17 protein-coding genes and 2 tRNA genes are annotated in these 15,677 nt (G+C 64.4%); 5 read left to right on the top strand and 14 right to left on the bottom strand.

Going from position 1 to position 15,677, the window contains the following annotated elements:
• Nucleotides 1-66: 66 nt before the first annotated feature.
• The 3 genes from IE116_RS24040 to IE116_RS24030 all read left to right on the top strand — a co-directional run bounded on the left by IE116_RS24040 (nt 67) and on the right by IE116_RS24030 (nt 3,729).
• On the top strand, nt 67-1,068 hold the full coding sequence (locus IE116_RS24040) for an LLM class flavin-dependent oxidoreductase (protein ID WP_189616224.1): 1,002 nt from the start codon (nt 67-69) through the stop codon (nt 1,066-1,068).
• Between the two features lie 95 nt (nt 1,069-1,163).
• Nucleotides 1,164-1,946 carry a 3-hydroxybutyrate dehydrogenase gene (locus IE116_RS24035; RefSeq protein WP_189616222.1) on the top strand — a complete coding sequence of 261 codons (783 nt, stop codon included), beginning with the start codon at nt 1,164-1,166 and terminating at the stop codon, nt 1,944-1,946.
• 109 nt (nt 1,947-2,055) lie between these two features.
• Nucleotides 2,056-3,729 (top strand): Na/Pi cotransporter family protein, encoded by a 1,674-nt coding sequence (locus IE116_RS24030; protein WP_189616221.1) that lies wholly within the window; start codon nt 2,056-2,058, stop codon nt 3,727-3,729.
• Between the two features lie 58 nt (nt 3,730-3,787).
• On the opposite strand, the gene IE116_RS24025 is transcribed toward IE116_RS24030, so the two are convergent.
• The 3 genes from IE116_RS24025 to IE116_RS24015 form a co-directional block, all read right to left on the bottom strand.
• On the bottom strand, nt 3,788-4,564 hold the full coding sequence (locus IE116_RS24025; RefSeq protein WP_189616219.1) for a ZIP family metal transporter: 777 nt from the start codon (nt 4,562-4,564) through the stop codon (nt 3,788-3,790).
• Nucleotides 4,561-5,115, bottom strand: a complete 555-nt coding sequence (locus IE116_RS24020; protein ID WP_229828904.1) for a PIN domain-containing protein — start codon at nt 5,113-5,115, stop codon at nt 4,561-4,563. Before IE116_RS24020 ends, IE116_RS24025 begins: the two co-directional genes overlap by 4 nt.
• A gap of 209 nt (nt 5,116-5,324) precedes the next feature.
• Nucleotides 5,325-6,320: a GGDEF domain-containing protein gene (locus IE116_RS24015; protein WP_189616216.1), complete on the bottom strand. Its 996-nt coding sequence runs from the start codon at nt 6,318-6,320 to the stop codon at nt 5,325-5,327.
• 109 nt (nt 6,321-6,429) lie between these two features.
• Here IE116_RS24015 and IE116_RS24010 point away from each other — a divergent pair, with 109 nt between their 5' ends.
• Nucleotides 6,430-6,828, top strand: a complete 399-nt coding sequence (locus tag IE116_RS24010) for a hypothetical protein (protein WP_189616214.1) — start codon at nt 6,430-6,432, stop codon at nt 6,826-6,828.
• A gap of 49 nt (nt 6,829-6,877) precedes the next feature.
• Here IE116_RS24010 and IE116_RS24005 read toward each other — a convergent pair whose 3' ends face one another.
• The 4 genes from IE116_RS24005 to IE116_RS23990 all read right to left on the bottom strand — a co-directional run bounded on the left by IE116_RS24005 (nt 6,878) and on the right by IE116_RS23990 (nt 9,244).
• Entirely contained in the window at nt 6,878-7,489 is a 612-nt protein-coding gene (locus IE116_RS24005) for a response regulator (RefSeq protein ID WP_189616213.1), read from the bottom strand.
• Between the two features lie 227 nt (nt 7,490-7,716).
• Nucleotides 7,717-7,792, bottom strand: a tRNA-His gene (locus IE116_RS24000).
• A 291-nt stretch (nt 7,793-8,083) separates the two neighbouring features.
• Nucleotides 8,084-8,287: a cold-shock protein gene (locus IE116_RS23995; protein ID WP_179590344.1), complete on the bottom strand. Its 204-nt coding sequence runs from the start codon at nt 8,285-8,287 to the stop codon at nt 8,084-8,086.
• A gap of 690 nt (nt 8,288-8,977) precedes the next feature.
• Nucleotides 8,978-9,244, bottom strand: a complete 267-nt coding sequence (locus IE116_RS23990; protein WP_189616210.1) for a hypothetical protein — start codon at nt 9,242-9,244, stop codon at nt 8,978-8,980.
• 291 nt (nt 9,245-9,535) lie between these two features.
• Between IE116_RS23990 and IE116_RS23985 the strand changes: the two genes are divergently transcribed.
• Nucleotides 9,536-10,795, top strand: coding sequence for an extracellular catalytic domain type 1 short-chain-length polyhydroxyalkanoate depolymerase (locus IE116_RS23985; protein ID WP_229828869.1), 1,260 nt, complete (start codon nt 9,536-9,538; stop codon nt 10,793-10,795).
• On the opposite strand, the gene IE116_RS23980 is transcribed toward IE116_RS23985, so the two are convergent.
• From IE116_RS23980 to IE116_RS23950, 7 genes are all read right to left on the bottom strand, one after another.
• A tRNA-Arg gene (locus IE116_RS23980) sits at nt 10,783-10,859 on the bottom strand. The two genes, IE116_RS23985 and IE116_RS23980, sit on opposite strands and share 13 nt — an antisense overlap.
• A 48-nt stretch (nt 10,860-10,907) precedes the next feature.
• Entirely contained in the window at nt 10,908-11,483 is a 576-nt protein-coding gene (locus IE116_RS23975; RefSeq protein WP_189616208.1) for a type 1 glutamine amidotransferase domain-containing protein, read from the bottom strand.
• Between the two features lie 78 nt (nt 11,484-11,561).
• Complete coding sequence (locus tag IE116_RS23970) at nt 11,562-12,635, bottom strand: DNA topoisomerase IB (RefSeq protein ID WP_189616206.1); 1,074 nt, start codon at nt 12,633-12,635, stop codon at nt 11,562-11,564.
• A gap of 138 nt (nt 12,636-12,773) precedes the next feature.
• Nucleotides 12,774-13,205 (bottom strand): cupin domain-containing protein, encoded by a 432-nt coding sequence (locus IE116_RS23965; RefSeq protein ID WP_189616204.1) that lies wholly within the window; start codon nt 13,203-13,205, stop codon nt 12,774-12,776.
• Nucleotides 13,202-13,975, bottom strand: coding sequence for a cysteine hydrolase family protein (locus tag IE116_RS23960; protein ID WP_189616202.1), 774 nt, complete (start codon nt 13,973-13,975; stop codon nt 13,202-13,204). The genes IE116_RS23965 and IE116_RS23960 overlap by 4 nt, the downstream gene beginning before the upstream one ends.
• Nucleotides 13,965-14,849 carry an ABC transporter ATP-binding protein gene (locus IE116_RS23955; protein WP_189616200.1) on the bottom strand — a complete coding sequence of 295 codons (885 nt, stop codon included), beginning with the start codon at nt 14,847-14,849 and terminating at the stop codon, nt 13,965-13,967. Before IE116_RS23955 ends, IE116_RS23960 begins: the two co-directional genes overlap by 11 nt.
• Nucleotides 14,846-15,676, bottom strand: coding sequence for a creatininase family protein (locus tag IE116_RS23950; protein ID WP_189616198.1), 831 nt, complete (start codon nt 15,674-15,676; stop codon nt 14,846-14,848). Before IE116_RS23950 ends, IE116_RS23955 begins: the two co-directional genes overlap by 4 nt.
• Between the last annotated feature and the right edge of the window lies 1 nt (nt 15,677).

The raw sequence follows: 15,677 nt of genomic DNA, 5'->3' as shown, positions 1-15,677 counted from the left end.
TCTCGGGTTGCGGGAAAACCACAGCGGGTTCACACTCTCTGCATCCCCGTCGAATGGCACTGCCTCATGTCGCTCAAGCTTTCCGTACTCGATCTGTGCCCCGTGCCATCGGGGTTCACGCCGTCCGATGCCATCGCCAACAGCATTGCACTGGCCCAGGCGGTCGAAACCTTCGGGTATCACCGCTACTGGTTCGCCGAGCATCACAACACCGCGATGCTGGCCTGCTCGGCGCCTGAACTGCTGATTGCGCGCGTGGCCGCTGCCACGACAACGCTGCGGGTGGGCTCGGGCGGCATCATGCTGCCCAATCACAGCCCGCTGAAAGTAGCCGAACTGTTCCGCATGCTCGAAGCCATGTTCCCGACCCGGATCGATCTGGGTCTGGGGCGTGCGCCAGGCACCGACCCCATCACGGCCAGCGCCTTGCGGCGCAATGCCGATGACAGCGACAACTTTCCGCAGCAGCTGGCCGACCTGGTGGGCTATCTGAAGGACGTGATGCCCGAAGGCCATCCGCATGCCCGCGTGCGCGCCGCGCCCATGGGCGTGGCCTGCCCGCCGATCTGGATCCTGGGGTCGAGCACCTACGGCGCGCAGGTTGCAGCCGCCAACGGCCTGGGCTTTGTTTATGCCCATCACATCGTGTCGGAACATGCGCAAGAAGCCATGCACCTGTACCGCGACCGCTTCCGCGCGTCGGCCCTGGGGCAATACCCCAAGGCCATGCTGGGCGTGTCGGTGGTCTGCGCCGAGACGCAAGAAGACGCCACGCGCCTGGCCGCCACGGCCGACCTGACGATGATGCGCACCCGCAGCGGCCGGCGCGGCGAACCGGTGCCCAGCGTGGAAGAGGCCCTGGCCTATCGATACACCGCCCAGGAAGAAGGCCTGCGCCAGTACAACCGCAGCCGCATCCACATCGGCACCCCCGACCAGCTGCGCGAATCGCTCGGGGCCCTGGCGGCCGCGACGCATGCCGAGGAACTCGTCATTACGTCCACCATTCACGACCACGCATCGCGGGTGCGCAGCTACGCGCTCGTGGCCGAGGCGCTGGCGGACTGAACCCGCCGGCGGGCTCGTCTTGCGCGGGCGCCCGGCAGCACCGCGCCGCGGCACCCTCGGTACCCCTCTTCAACCTCCTCACCAAGGAACACACCATGCAGCTCCAGGGAAAAGTCGCCATCGTGACCGGCGGCGCCAGCGGTATCGGCAAGGACATCGCGATCGGGCTGAGCAAGGCCGGTGCGGCCGTTGCCATCGCCGACATCAATCTTGCCGCGGCGCAGGCCGTGGCGGCGGAACTGGAAGCCGCGGGCGGCAAGGCCATGGGCGTGGCGATCGACGTCACCGATGAAGCAGCCGTCGAAGCCGGGACGCAGCAGGTGGTCGATGCCTATGGCAGCATCGACATCCTGATCTCGAACGCCGGCATCCAGGTCGTGGCGCCCATCCACGAGTTCGCGTACTCGGACTGGAAGAAAGTCATGGCCATCCATGTCGATGGCGCCTTCCTGACGACCAAGGCGGCCCTGAAGCACATGTACAAAGACAACCGCGGCGGCATCGTGATCTACACGGGCTCGGTCCACTCCCACCTCGCATCGCCCCTCAAGTCGGCCTACGTGACCGCCAAGCACGGCCTGCTTGGCCTGAACCGGGTGCTGGCCAAGGAAGGCGCCCCGCACAACGTGCGATCCCACGTCGTCTGCCCGGGCTTCGTGCGCACGCCGCTGGTGGACAAGCAGATTCCCGAACAGGCCGCGAGCCTTGGCATCAGCGAGGCAGAAGTCATCAGCAAGGTCATGCTGGGCAACACGGTCGACGGCGAATTCACGACGCTGCAGGACGTGACCGACACGGTGCTGTTCCTGGCGACTTTCCCGTCGGCGGCCTTTACGGGGCAGTCCTTCGTGGTCAGCCACGGCTGGTACATGCATTGATGCGCGCGCGAGGTGGTGCGGCCTGCGCCTGAGCGCAGGGTCTGCGCCAGCCGCAAAGATCTTCAAGGAGTGATGACGGCGCGCCCGGTGCGCGCCGATTGACGGTTCAATGACTATTCTGATTACCTTGCTCGACCTGGCGGGCTATGTGGCGCTGCTGCTGTGGGGCGTCCACATGGTCCAGACCGGCATCCAGCGCGCCTTCGGGCCCCGCCTGCGCACGGCGCTGGGGATTGCGCTGGCCAACCGTTTCTACGGATTTTTTGCAGGCATGGGCGTCACCGCCATCCTGCAGAGCAGCACGGCCACGGGCCTGATGGTGGCGGGCTTTGCGGCCAGCGGCCTGGTGGGCCTGGTCCCGGCCCTGGGCGCGATGCTGGGCGCCAACGTAGGCACGACGCTGATCGTGCAATTGCTGTCCTTCGACATCTCGCCCGTCGCGCCCATTCTGGTGCTGATCGGCGTCGTCATGTTCCGCCGCAGCCAAGCCAGCATGACGCGCGACCTGGGCCGCGTGATGATCGGCCTGGGCCTGCTGCTGATGTCATTGCACCTGTTGGTAGGCCTGCTCGAGCCTTACCGCGACCTGCCTGCGCTGCGCACCGGCCTGCGTGCCCTGGCGTCGCAGACCGGGCTGGCCATGGTGATTGCGGCAGTACTGGCCTGGGCGGCGCATTCCAGCGTCGCGGTCGTGGTGCTGGTGATGTCGCTTGCCACGCAGGGTATCGTGCCGCCCGATACGGCGTTTGCGCTGGTGCTTGGCGCCAACCTGGGCACGGCCATCAACCCGCTGCTGGAAGGGTCGGCCAAGGACGATCCGGTTGCCCGCCGGTTGCCCCTCGGCAACTTCGTGGTGCGCGGCGTGGGCGCCGTGGCCGTCCTGTCCTTGCTGGACGTCATCCAGCCATGGGTGAGCGGGCTTGGGGGCGGCCATGCGCGCGCGGTCGCCAACTTCCACACCCTGTTCAACGTCGGCCTGGCCGTGCTGTGCCTGCCTTTGCTCACGCCTTACGCAAAATTGCTGAGGCGGTGGCTGCCGGCCAATGACGATCCGTCCGACCCCGGCCGCCCGCGCTACCTGGATAGCGCGGCCCGCGAGATGCCCATCGTGGCACTGGGCCACGCCGCCCGCGAGGCGCTGCGCATGGCCGACACCCTGCAGAGCATGCTGGCCTTTACGCGCGATGCGTTCGTAAAGGGTGACCGCAACCGGATCGCCGAGGGCAAGCGCCAGGACGACGTGCTGGACCGCCTGAACACCGCGATCAAGACCTATGTGTCGGCGCTGGATCCGGACGAGATGACGGCGGACGACCGGCGCCGGGCAAGCGAAATCATCACCTTCATCACGAATATGGAACATGCCGGCGACGTGATCGAAAAGAACCTGCTGGCCCAGGCCACCAAACGGCTCAAGCGCGGCCTGCGGTTTTCGCCCGAGGGGCAGGCCGAGATGACAGCCATGCTGGATCGCCTGGCCACCAACCTGCAGCTGGCCGGGTCCTTGTTCATGACCGACGACGCCCGCGCCGCCCGCATGCTGGCAGCCGAAAAGGATGTCTTCCGGATCATGGAAACCGAAGCGACCCACGCCCACTTTGCGCGTCTGCGCGCCGGTCGTATCGACAGTTCGGAAACGAGCGGGATGCACCTGGACGTGCTGCGCGACCTGCGGCGAGTCAACACGCACCTGGTGGCCGCAGCAGCCTACCCGGTGCTGGAGCACCACGGAGAATTGTTGACGACGCGGGTGCGTCCGGAAGAAGAAGCGCCGGCTGCCTAGGGCCAGGTGGGCCAGGGTCAGGTGGGGCCAGGGGCCGCTGCACCTGCCCTGCCCCTGCTCAATGCGCGTGGAACAGGACCGTCAAGGTGTAGACGATGGCCACGCCCGCCCCGACCAGCACGAACTGCGGAAGGCTGTCGCGCAGGCTGGTCCGCTTCTGCATCTGCGGCATCAGGTCGGCCACGGCAATGTAGATGAAGCTGCTGGCGGCCACCACCAGCACGTAAGGCAGCAGGGCCTGCGAGCTTTCCAGCAGGAAATAGCCCAGCACGCCCCCCAGAATCGCCATCATGCTGGACAAGACGTTGAAGAGCAGGGCACGTTTGCGGGTCAGGCCGGCATTGACCAGGATGATGAAATCGCCCAGTTCCTGCGGCACTTCGTGCGCAGCGATCGACAGGGCCGTCAGCACACCCAGCTTGGGGTCGGCCAGGAATGCGGCGGCGATCAGGATGCCGTCGCAGAAGTTGTGCAGGCCGTCACCCACCAGCACGGCCATTCCGCCCCGTCCGGCTTCGTGTGCATCGTGCCCCGCCGGGTGATGGTGCCCATCGTGTTCGTGGTGATGGTTGTGCCGCAGCAGCGCCACTTTTTCGAGCATGAAAAAGATCAGCAGGCCGCCCAGCAGCAACGCAAACAGGGTGCGCGTGTCGGCCTCGGACTCGAACGCTTCGGGCAGCGTGTGCAGCAGCGCAACGGACAGCAGGACGCCGACCGAAAAGCTGACCATCTCATGCAGAAAACGCGAAAAATACCGGAAGCCGAGCCAGCCGGCCACCAGGGCCGACACCACACCACTGACCAGGGTCGCCATCACGATATAGACGAGCGTCATGCCGCCACTCCTTCCATCGCGGCCAGAAGGCGCCCGCAGCGGAACAGCCGTTCGCGCTTCAGGGTCTGGGCAATCGGCTCGTCGCGACCACGCGCCAACGCGTGCGTGCGCACGGTCAGCAGCAGCGGCAGCATGCGCTCGGGCGACTGCTCGAGCCAGGCCGACAGCTGACGGTCCGGGTCCCACGCCGTCAGGCCCTGGCGCTTCAATTCGCCCTTGTTGAAGTCTTTCAGGTTCCAGGTCAGCACCCGCACCTCGGGCGTCATCTGGCTCGTGCTGCGCGCCCGGCTTGCCAGTCCGGCGGCAATCACGTGCCAATCCTTTTCATCGCTATAGCGCAGGCCCGCCTCGTAGGCAGTCAGATCGCCCGGGTCAGCCGCGGGAAAGCGCTCGGTCATCTCCGCCCATTGGGCATCGAGCTGCTCGGGCGCCACCGCCCAGATGCGGGCGGCGTTGCGCCGCCATTCGTGGCCGATGCGGGCACTCCAGACCGGCTGGAAAAAACCGGCGTCGGCGACGTCCAGCAGCACAGGGCGCAGGATGGACGACATGAGCACGCAGGCGTCGAGCACCACGAACTGCGGTGCGCGACGCACCGCCGCGAGCGCGGCCGAGGCCGGCGCCCCGGTCGATGAGGAATCTGATACCACGGTGACCCTGTAGAGATTGGTGCGGCAAGAGGGCGCGGCAGCGCCCTGCTCCCCCCGCTGGAAGCCGACCCGAAGGATACACCGGCAGCGGCCATCGGGCCGCCCGGAGGCTAGGTGGGAAAGGACTCCACCAGGTTGCGACCGCGTTCCTTGGCCCGTGACAGTGCAATCGCAGCGTTGGACAGCGCCGTATCCAGGTCATTGCCCGCGGGCGTGATGCCGATCGACACGGTGATCTGCGTGGCGATGTGACCCCGCAAGGCAAACTGACGGCCCGCAATGTGATTGCGGAGGCGGTCGCACGCCGCCACGGCTTCATTCAGGGTGACGTCGGACAGCAGCGCCGCGAAGCGGTCGCCCGACACGCGCACCAGGGTCTCGATCCCGGGCAGCACTTGCCGGATCAGATCGGCCAGCTGGCGCAGGATGGCGTCCCCTGCGTTGCGCCCCAGCGCCTGATTGAAACGGTCGAAGTGGTCGATATCCATCAGCATCAGGTGCAGCAGTTGCCCGACCTGCTGCGACTGCGCGATCTCGGACTGGAAGGCGTCCGACATCCAGCGGCGGTTGTGCAGTCCCGTCACGGCGTCGTGCTTCGCCATGAAATCCATGGACTCGGCTTGCTCTTCGGGTTCCAGGCGCAGGTTCATGGCCCGCAGCCGCTCGCTCAACATGTCCAGCACGTTGATGGCCACGCGCGGCACGGCGTCGATCACCGTGCGCAGCGCGGCCGCATCCAGGACGACCAGCCGCGACGGCCACTGCGCCGCTACGTACACCGTGCCGCCGTCCTGACCGATCAGGGCGTGCTCGCCCACCGCATCACCTGGAACAAACCGGGCCAGCATGCGCTGCGTGGCCGCGTCGCGGTAGGCGCCCAGTTGCCCTTCGACCAGCACGTAGATGTTGCTGTTGGCTTCGCCCGGCTGCAGCAGGAAGGCCCCGTGGGCCAGGTGCCGCGTGCACGCGAACGGTTCGACCAGCAGCCGTTGTTCGGCGGTGGTACCGGCAAACAGGCCGGAACGCGCAAGGGCGTCCCAGTCTTCGAGAGTCAGGCTGCCTGGCGCGCCGTCGGCGGGCAGGTGAGGAGGGATATGACGGTGCATCACTCACTTATCGGCAAGGGTTGGCACAAGTTTAGAGAAGGCGGCCCTACAGTTCCACGCTATGGCGTCCGATAAAGCCCCTATGACGACATCGATATCCGCCTTAGCCATGTCCCAGACTTCCATCCTGCGTTCCATCGTACGCCCGCTGCACCAGGGCGTGCTGCTGGCCGTCCTGGGCGGCCTCGCCGGTTGCGACTATGTCGGCCTGCAACCTGTGTCGAAACTCGAAGCCCGCAAGGAAGCCGAAGGCAAGGCCATCGGCGGCGCCTGCCGCCAGGCCGGCCGCGCACTCGAAGATTGTTATACGTTCAATCCCAACATGCCCAAGGCCGCAATCTTTCTGGGCTGGCGCGAAATGAACGACTACATGATGCAGAACAACCTGACCGTCATCCGGCCCGAAGTCGCTCCGGTGCTGCCCAACGGCCGCGCAAGGCTCGATGCCCCCGCTCCGGCCGCCGCGCCCGCGGCGAACAAGCTGCCCGCCAAGGCCGCAGCGCTGTAAACGGCGCTCATCGCGCCATTCCCTGCCCGGCTATTCGCCCGGCCCCAGCCTACTCCGCACCCGCGATCAGCGTCAGCAGCAGATCGACATCCACCGGCTTCGTCAGATAACTGTCGAAGCCGTGCGCAAGGGCTTCTTCCCGGTCAAACGCGGCGTCGCGCCCGGTCACGGCGATCAACATGATGGGATCGAGATGAGAGGTCTCTCGGATCATGGTCGCGACATCCAGCCCGTTGGGAGCCGGCATGTCGATATCCAGGACCATCACGCGGGGACGCCACGACAGCGCCATTTCCATTGCAGCCGATCCGCCGCCAACGAAACGCACATCATGATGATCGCTGCACGCTTCCGCGAGCGCTTCCGCGGCGCTGACATAATTGTCGACAATCAGCACACGGCGGGGCAAAGCCTGATTCAAATCCCATCTCCTCGAATGACACGCCGCGGCGGGCGCGCGCAAGGAAAATGCAAGATCCATACCTGTCGCACCGCGTTGGAACGCTGCAGTGCAGCGCATTCGCGCCCCCGAAACCGGAATGGAATCGTCAGCGCGAGCCGCTGACGGACGGCCCGTCAACGCAGGCGCCATCTTAACCACTTCGATGGCGGCGTGCAGGCGCGCCTGCGCCCTTTTGCACTTGCCGCAACCTTCGGACACAACCGCGCCAGGGCGGCAGGCATTGCCCGTATTCCAGGCGCGATGGCGGCTTGATCTGCAGTGTTATTTACCAGCGATGGCAGCTTTGGCGCTCGGCAAGCATGGAGACACGCAGGACGTACACAGCCGGCAACGGGGTGATTTACAAAGAGGGGAATGGTGAAAGCGAAACGCGGGAGGTGGCCGATCGGCCTGAGGACTGCTGAGAACGGTACGCTTGAAGAAACTGGGGTGACTGATGGGGCTCGAACCCACGACAACCGGAATCACAATCCGGGACTCTACCAACTGAGCTACAGCCACCGCTGTCAACACGTACTGCTTACTACCAACTGCTTTACTGATAACTCTGCACTACTTACTGCCTCACGCTTTATTTGCCCAAGCAGGCTTGAGCAGCGAAGAAGTGCATTCTAGCTAATTTTTGGGAACTTGGCAATGCGGAACACTCAAATTTGCCCAGCGTCCGGCATCGAGACATCTGCCCCGCACACAATAACAAAAAGCTCCCGGAGGAGCTTTTTGGACCGACGACTTGTAGAGCGACTGGACCCTAGGGACCAGTGCCGACAGCGCAGGGCTGGCAGCTAATGCTTACAGCGGGCGGATCTTCGAGGCTTGCGGGCCCTTAGGACCTTGGGTCGCCTCAAAGCTCACCTTTTGGTTTTCCAGCAGAGTCTTGCGACCTTCTGCTTGAATTTCCGAAAAGTGGGCGAAAAGGTCTTTGCCGCCGTCATCGGGCATGATGAACCCGAAACCTTTGTCGTCGTTGAACCATTTAACGATGCCTGTGGCCATGCTGTACTTCCTTGGAGTTTAGGTGAGCAAATGCTCGGAACCGCAAGAAGAAATCAAGGAAGGGCAATAGGCCAACTGAAGTACCGTTAAAGGCAACCACACTGAACAAAACCGCGTCACTTGAAAATCTTGCCAGTTGACTATGGGGCTCGAAGCCCTTCTCGTCAACCGGTTTGCGTTTGCGTACCGCTACTGTACAACAATGTTTGTGAAAAACCTCAAGGGCTTTTCGCTTTTTTTAATTAGCCGCGTGCAGTGGTATTTGCGATGAATCCAAGTGCTTGATTTTCCAGGACTTATCCCAAGGATGGCACCGAAACCTTCGTGTTTTCCCTAGTCGCCGCATTTTGGCGCGCATAATTTACCCGCAGGTGGCGCAATTTACCGAGTCCACGCGTGAAAAGTAGCGCGACTATGCAGATAATGCAGGGCGAAGGCGTCGTCCATGCAGCCGTTGCTTGCGAGATTTCCGGAGCAAAAGCTTGGTCGCGCCGAAGTTTCCGGTAATCCACCCTAGGGAAACTCCCAGGATGGGAAATGCTGGATCGGGGCTGGTTGGCGGCCCAAAAAGTGTCGCACGAGCACCTGCCGCCTGCGTGCCGCAAGCAGCCGCGTGCGCCGCGCATCGCACGCGTCAGGCGCTTGTGGTCAGGTTCTTGTGGTCAGCCGCCTGTCGTCAGCCACCTGTCGTCAGGCGCTTCTCGCTTCCTGCCTCAGACCATCGATGAACTTGCGCGCCGCGCGTTCCGCGTGGCGGTGCGCTTCGAATTCGGTGCCAAAGACCTGGTCTTCACCCAGATGCGCTTCGGGGACGATGTCCTCGTAGCTTGCGGCGGGGTCTTGCGACACGCTGGCCGAGCCTTCGAACAGCACTGAGACCGAACTGTGGGGATTGACTGGCCTGGCCACGGTCTTGATGAAATACCCCTTGTAGCTTTCGCCTGCGCCATGTGACATGGTTGACTCCTTTCAAACGCGGCGTGCGACTGGCGGCCCGGAGTGGCCCGCCTGAATCCCATGCCGCCGGCGGTGATTGATCACCACCTTGGGGGCAAGGCCCCCGGATGACTGGAACAGCGATCGTGACATGTCGATACGACGCTGCCCATCAAGATAAATCCTTACGACTTTGTGCCCGCCGTGGCGCGGATGCGGCAAGGTGTCCGTTGGTCACCGCAGTGCACCATCCGGCAGCAGATAGCCGACAATACCAATCAGGCCACCTTGTGCCGACCCCCGGGAATCTCCATGGCCAGAAGAAGCCGCTCACTGACACGACTGATGCTCGACGCCGCGACCGGCATTGCGCGGCTGCAACGTCGTGCCATGAAGCTCGCCACGACCACGGCGACAAAGACCGCGGCCGCCAACGCCAAGGCGCTCAAGGCCAGCGTGCCCAAGCCCACCGCGACGAAGGCCAGCATTGCCCCGACGACTTTGCGCAAACGCACGGCCGCGGAAGCCAGTCAGGGCACGCTCAGCAGCGGCACGCTGGCCCGGTCGCCCTTGCAACGCAGCGCACGGCGTCCGGTGCCCATTGCGCCGGTGGCAGCGGCTGCCACCGGTACCTGGGTCGCGGGTGTGTTTTCCACCCCGCCCATGCAGGGCGAGCTGATCGGCCGCCTGGACTATTTCGTCTATCTGCCATCCAGCCGGCCCGCAGTGGGCTTGCCGCTGGTCGTCATGCTCCATGGCTGTAGCCAGAGTGCGAGCGACCTTGCGGCGGGGACCCGCATGAACCGGCTGGCAGAACGCGAGGGCTTCGCCGTGCTGTATCCACAGCAGTCGCGCGGGGCCCAGTCCCACCGGTGCTGGCGCTGGTTCCAGCCTGAAGCCGGTGCAGGTGCGGCCGAAGCCGATGCCATCGCCAACCTTGCGGACAGCGTAACTCAGCAATACCGACTGGATCCTGAACGACGGTATGTGGCCGGCATGTCCGCCGGCGCCGGCATGGCGGCGCTCGTCGCCTTGCGGCATGCGCATCGGTTCGCGGCAGTGGGAATGCATTCGGGGGCGGTGGTGGGCGCGGCCAGCAGCACGTCGGCGGGGCTGAGCACCATGCGGCGCGGCACGCTGCGTGACCCGCTGTCCTTGCTGGCAGGGGTGCTGGGCGCCAATACGCGCCCGGGGCACCTGGAACACGACGCCGCCCTTCCTGCGGTGATCCTGCAAGGCATGCGGGATCCGGTGGTCGCACCTCGGAACGCCGAGCAATTGACGCGGCAATTCCTGCATGTGAACGGGATGGACAACGAAGCGCCGGTCGCGACGGACCTGGCCGTGTCGACGCCCGACGCCTACCGCCGCCTGGACTATCGGCGCGGCAACAAAACGGTCGTGCGGGTGTGTGAGATCGCGCAGCTGGATCACGCCTGGGCGGGCGGCGACCCGGCGCATCGTTTCCATGCGCGGCGGGGGCCGGATGCGTCGGCGTTGATGTGGCGGTTTTTTCGGTCGCACCACCGCGAAGGCGCGGTGGCGGAACAGGAAGTCGGTGGCCTGCCCTGAGGGAATCGAACCCCCGACCCACAGCTTAGAAGGCTGTTGCTCTATCCAACTGAGCTAAGGGCAGATCTGCGGAAGGGCCGAATTGTATCGTATCCCCCGGGCAGGCAACCGATCAGGTGGGCATCCCTGCAGCAGGAATCTGCGCCTGGCTCGCACCCAGCGCTTCGATCAGCTTGGCATTGAAGGCGGGCAGGTCGTCCGGCTTGCGGCTGCTGATCAGGTTGCCATCCAGCACCACTTCTTCGTCCATCCAGTCGCCACCCGCATTGCGGATGTCATCTTGCAGCGACGGCCAGCTGGTCATGTTCTTGCCATCGACCAGTCCCGCCGACACCAGCAACCATGCCCCATGGCAGATGACGGCAATCGGCTTGCCCTGTTCATGCATGTTCTGCACGAAGCGCTGCGCGCCGGTTTCCGTGCGGATCGAATCTGAGTTGAATACGCCACCGGGCAACACCACCGCGGCGAATTGATCGGGGTCGGCATCGTCAAATGTCAGGTCGACCGGAAAACTGTTGGCCTTGACGTCGTGATTCATGCCGGTGACCTGCCCCGCTTTTTTCGATATGACGACCACTTTGGCGCCGGCAGCCTCCAGCGCCTGGCGCGGGCTGGTCATCTCGACCTGCTCGAAATTATCCATGACCAGAACGGCGACGCTGCTACCTTCCAGGGATGATCCCATATGGCTCTCCTTGCCGTTGGCAATGCGATTGATGAGTCGTACAGCTCAGCAATCGCAACTTCCATACCTGCGGCGGAATCAGCTTTGGGCCTGGGTGCTTTCCAGAAAATGCAAAAGCCTGCGCTCATCGATGCTCAAGCCCCGGGGGCTGGCCAGCTTGGGTGGAGGCGGCATGTCGCCGCGCAGGTAGGCGTCGATGATGGCCGGATGGATATAGCAGGACCGGCACACGGCAGGCGTATTGCCAAGCCGTTTGGCGACGTCCTTGATGACCGCGACCACCACCTTGCGGGCATCATCGGCACTGGTGAAGGGAATGCGTTGCAGGGCCGCCAGCGCAATGACCGACCCGCCCCACGTGCGAAAGTGCTTGGCCGTGAACTCGCCCTTGCCCACCTCGCGCAGGTAGGCGTTGACGGTGCCAGAATCGATGTGCCGGATCGTGCCGTCGTCGTCGCGGTAGTGGAACAGGTCGTGGCCGGGAATTTCCATGCATCGTTTGACGATGTTGGCGACGCGCCGGTCGGTCAGCGTGACGTCGTGCTCGACACCGCTCTTGCCGCGAAACTTGAAGCGGATACGGCCGCCCTGCACCGACGCATGCTGGCGCCGCATGGTCGTCAACCCGTAGGACCGGTTGACCTTGGCATAGCGGCTTGTGCCAATGCGGATCAGCGTGGTTTCGAGCAAGCGGACCACCACCGCCATGACCTTTTCTTGCGACAGGCCGCTGCTCGCCAGACTGGCGTCCACGTGCTTGCGGATGCGCGGCAGGGCATGCCCGAATTCGGACAGCTGCTCGTATTTGTTCGCGTCGCGCACTTCGTGCCAGCGGGGGTGATAACGGTACTGCTTGCGACCGCGCGCGTCGCGCCCCGTGGCCTGGATGTGGCCGTCGGGGTCCGGGCAGATCCACACATTCGTGTACGCGGGCGGAATCACCAGCGCGTTGATGCGCTTGATCTCGGCCTGGTCCGTGATGCGTTGTCCGTTCGGGTCGAAGTACTGGAAGTGCTTGCGCACGATCTTGCGCGAGATGCCCGGCAGCCGGTCATCGACGTACGTCAACCCGCCTACCTGGCAGTGCAGGGCCGCGTCGGCGGGGATCTCAGCAATCTCGTGCTGGCTCGGGATCGGGTGCAGGTCATCCATGACACCCCTCATGCACGCTTCATGCCAAGCCATTCACGCCTGCGGAAGTTGCGTTAGCGCCCTGTCATGGACGTGAAAAAAATTCCCGAGGCTGGCAAAAACTGCGCGACACCGCATGGGCGGCAGTCCTGCAGACGTTCAGCGCAAGCCGCCCAACACCCGCAGATCGTCTTCCTGCAGCTTGACTGGAATGCCAGACCGGATCAGCGCCGCGAAGTCTTCATCGGGCACCATCACCGTCAGGCAATACAGCTTGCCGGCACCAACGTTTTCAATCGCGTGCGCGGTGCCCGGCTTGATCATCAGCGCATCGCCCTTGGCAATACGCGTGCATTCGCCATTGGCATAGGCATCGCCCTCACCTTCCAGCACAAAGAACATTTCGTGCGCGCGCAGGTGGCCGTTGGGCGGCGTGCGGCCACCGGGCTCGAAGATCTCGACCACGGCAACAAGGTCGCAGTCTTCGCCTTCGCGGTCGAAAACCAGGGCAAAGTAATTGGTGTCCCCGCTGGAGATACGGAAGGCCGGGCAGGCCCCCATGGATTTCTTGATGGCTGCTGGCACGTTCATGCTGACATCCCTTGCAGCAAGGCGGTGGACTCGGCGACAAAGCCGAAACATTGATTGACGTTGTAGCGGGTGGCATCGGCGCAGAAGGCCGGCGACGTGGTGGCCGAGCAGTCGTCGAGCAGCACGCAGTCGTAGCCCAGGAAATTCGCGTCCTGCAGGGTGCACAGCACACACTGGTCGACATTGACGCCGGCAAACAGCAAGGTCGTCACGCCCAGGTTGCGCAGGATCGAATCGAGCGGCGTGTCCCAGAAGCCGCTCATGCGGTACTTGGCCACCTCGACATCGCCGGCTTGCGGCGCCAGTTCGTCGACCACGGCGGCGGCCCATGATCCGGCCTGCAGGACCGGCGCGCCATTGGATGGCAAGGGGTCGCCCAGGCCGACGCCCTCGCCTGTCGGCTTGTAGACATGCAGCAGCGACGGGCTCAGGTTCAGTTTGTCGGGGCGGTTGCCCCAATTCACCCACACCACCGGCACGTCGGCCTGGCGCAATGCCGGCAACAGCGTGGCCAGCGGCGTGATGGGCGTGCGCGCCGCCGCCACATCCACGCCGATCGATGCCAACCACCCATCCGGGTGGCAGAAGTCGTTCTGCATGTCGACGACGACGATCGCCATGCGACGCAGGTCGATCGTGAGCGACTGCGGCGTGGCGTCGAAGCTGACCGGCTGCGGCGCGGCGGGCACCCGCACCAGATTGGCCGACTCGCGCGACACCTGCCATTGATTGCGCGATGACGAACCCAGCGGAAGAGACTTAGCCGGCATGCGAATGATCCGAAGCAAGCGTCGCTGCGGGCGCAGCGCCATACATGGCAAGGTCCAGCATGTCGGACACCGCGCGGCAATGGGCGATGTATTCGGGCGTCAGCCGGAAATCATTGGTGCGCGGGTACGGCGTGTCCACGGCCAGTTCACCGATCATGCGGCCCGGCCGCGCGGCCAGCACCACGATGCGGTTCGACAAGTACACGCTTTCGTAGATGCTGTGCGTCACGAAGACCACGGTGCATTGCGCGCGCTGCCAGATGTCGAGCAGGTCGTTGTTCAATTTTGAGCGAGTGATCTCATCCAGCGCGGCAAAGGGCTCATCCATCAACAACAGCTTGGGCTGCGTGACGAGCGCCCGGGCAATGGACACGCGCATCTTCATGCCGCCCGACAATTCGCGTGGATGCGAGTTGGCGAACCCGAGCAGCCCCACCATGTCGAGCGTACTGTTGACACGGTCAACCACTTCGGCGCGTGGGATGTCTTTCAACATCAGGGGCAGGTAGACGTTATCGAACACCGTCGCCCACGGCATCAGCGTGGGCTCCTGGAACACGAAGCCAATCTCGCGAATGGGCCGGCCGCGCGCATCGTAGCGGGCGGTGGGCCAGTCGATTTCGCCGCGGCTGTGTTCGCCCAGGCCCGCGATCATCCGCAGCGCGGTGGACTTGCCGCAGCCCGACGGGCCGAGCAGGCTGATGAATTCGTTGGCCCGGATATCCAGGTTCAGGTTCTGCACGGCCAGCGTGCCGTTGGCATAGACCTTGTCGACTCCGCGCAGCCGCACCAGGGGCTTGGTAGAGGCAGGGACGTGGGGAGCATGCGGGGCCGCCGTGTTCACGGCGGCGAGCGTGGGGACGGCGGCGATCATGCGCGGGACCTCATACGTTCCAGGGGATAACGATGGACTTCCTGCAGCAGCGTCGCAAAGCCGCGCGCCGCATGATCCAGGCTCTCGTTGCCACGCTCGGCATCGGCGTCGAGCGCGTTGCCGCAGGCGCCGGCCGGGTGCAGGTCCTGCGTCTGCCAGCCGAAGCCCACCCGGCCTTCGGCATTCAGGTAGCGATATTCCTGAGCAAGCTCAATACCGAGCGGCTTGAAGTCCTGCGCCTTGTCCAGTCGCACCAGGTCGGGCCGCAGCGCCAGCATCATCGACGTCTCGCTCGACCCGCCATGGATGCCGTAGGTCTTTTCATCGGGCGGATACTGATCGGGCACGGAACCAAAGCTCCAGGTCGCCGCCGTCACCACGAACATGTCGAGCCGCACGCGCAGGTCACGCGCCACGATGTCCATGACCTGCGGCTGCCCGCCATGCGAGTTGAACAGCACCAGCTTGCGGATGCCGGCGCGATACACGCTTTCGGCAATGTCGGTCCACAGCTGGATCAGTGTCTCGGCGCGCAGGGTCAGCGTGCCGGGAAAGGCCTGGTGTTCATTCGACTTGCCGATAGTCTGGGCCGGCAGGAAGGTGACGGGCAGGTCATCGGGCAGGAGTTTGAGCGTGCGTTCGACCACGCCGGCATTGATGCAGGCATCGACGAAGACCGGCAGGTGCGGGCCGTGTTGCTCGATCGCGGCCACGGGCAGCACCGCGACCGTGTCGGGCGTCAGCGCCGCAAATTCCTCGGTCGTCATGTCGACCCACTGGCGGCGGGGAAAGCCGGATCTCGTTACTGCGGACGTCGCGGCGGACATG

It is taken from the genome of Pigmentiphaga litoralis, assembly GCF_014651835.1.
Classification (GTDB): domain Bacteria; phylum Pseudomonadota; class Gammaproteobacteria; order Burkholderiales; family Burkholderiaceae_B; genus Pigmentiphaga; species Pigmentiphaga litoralis.
This window is presented reverse-complemented; position numbering and strand designations above follow the sequence as displayed.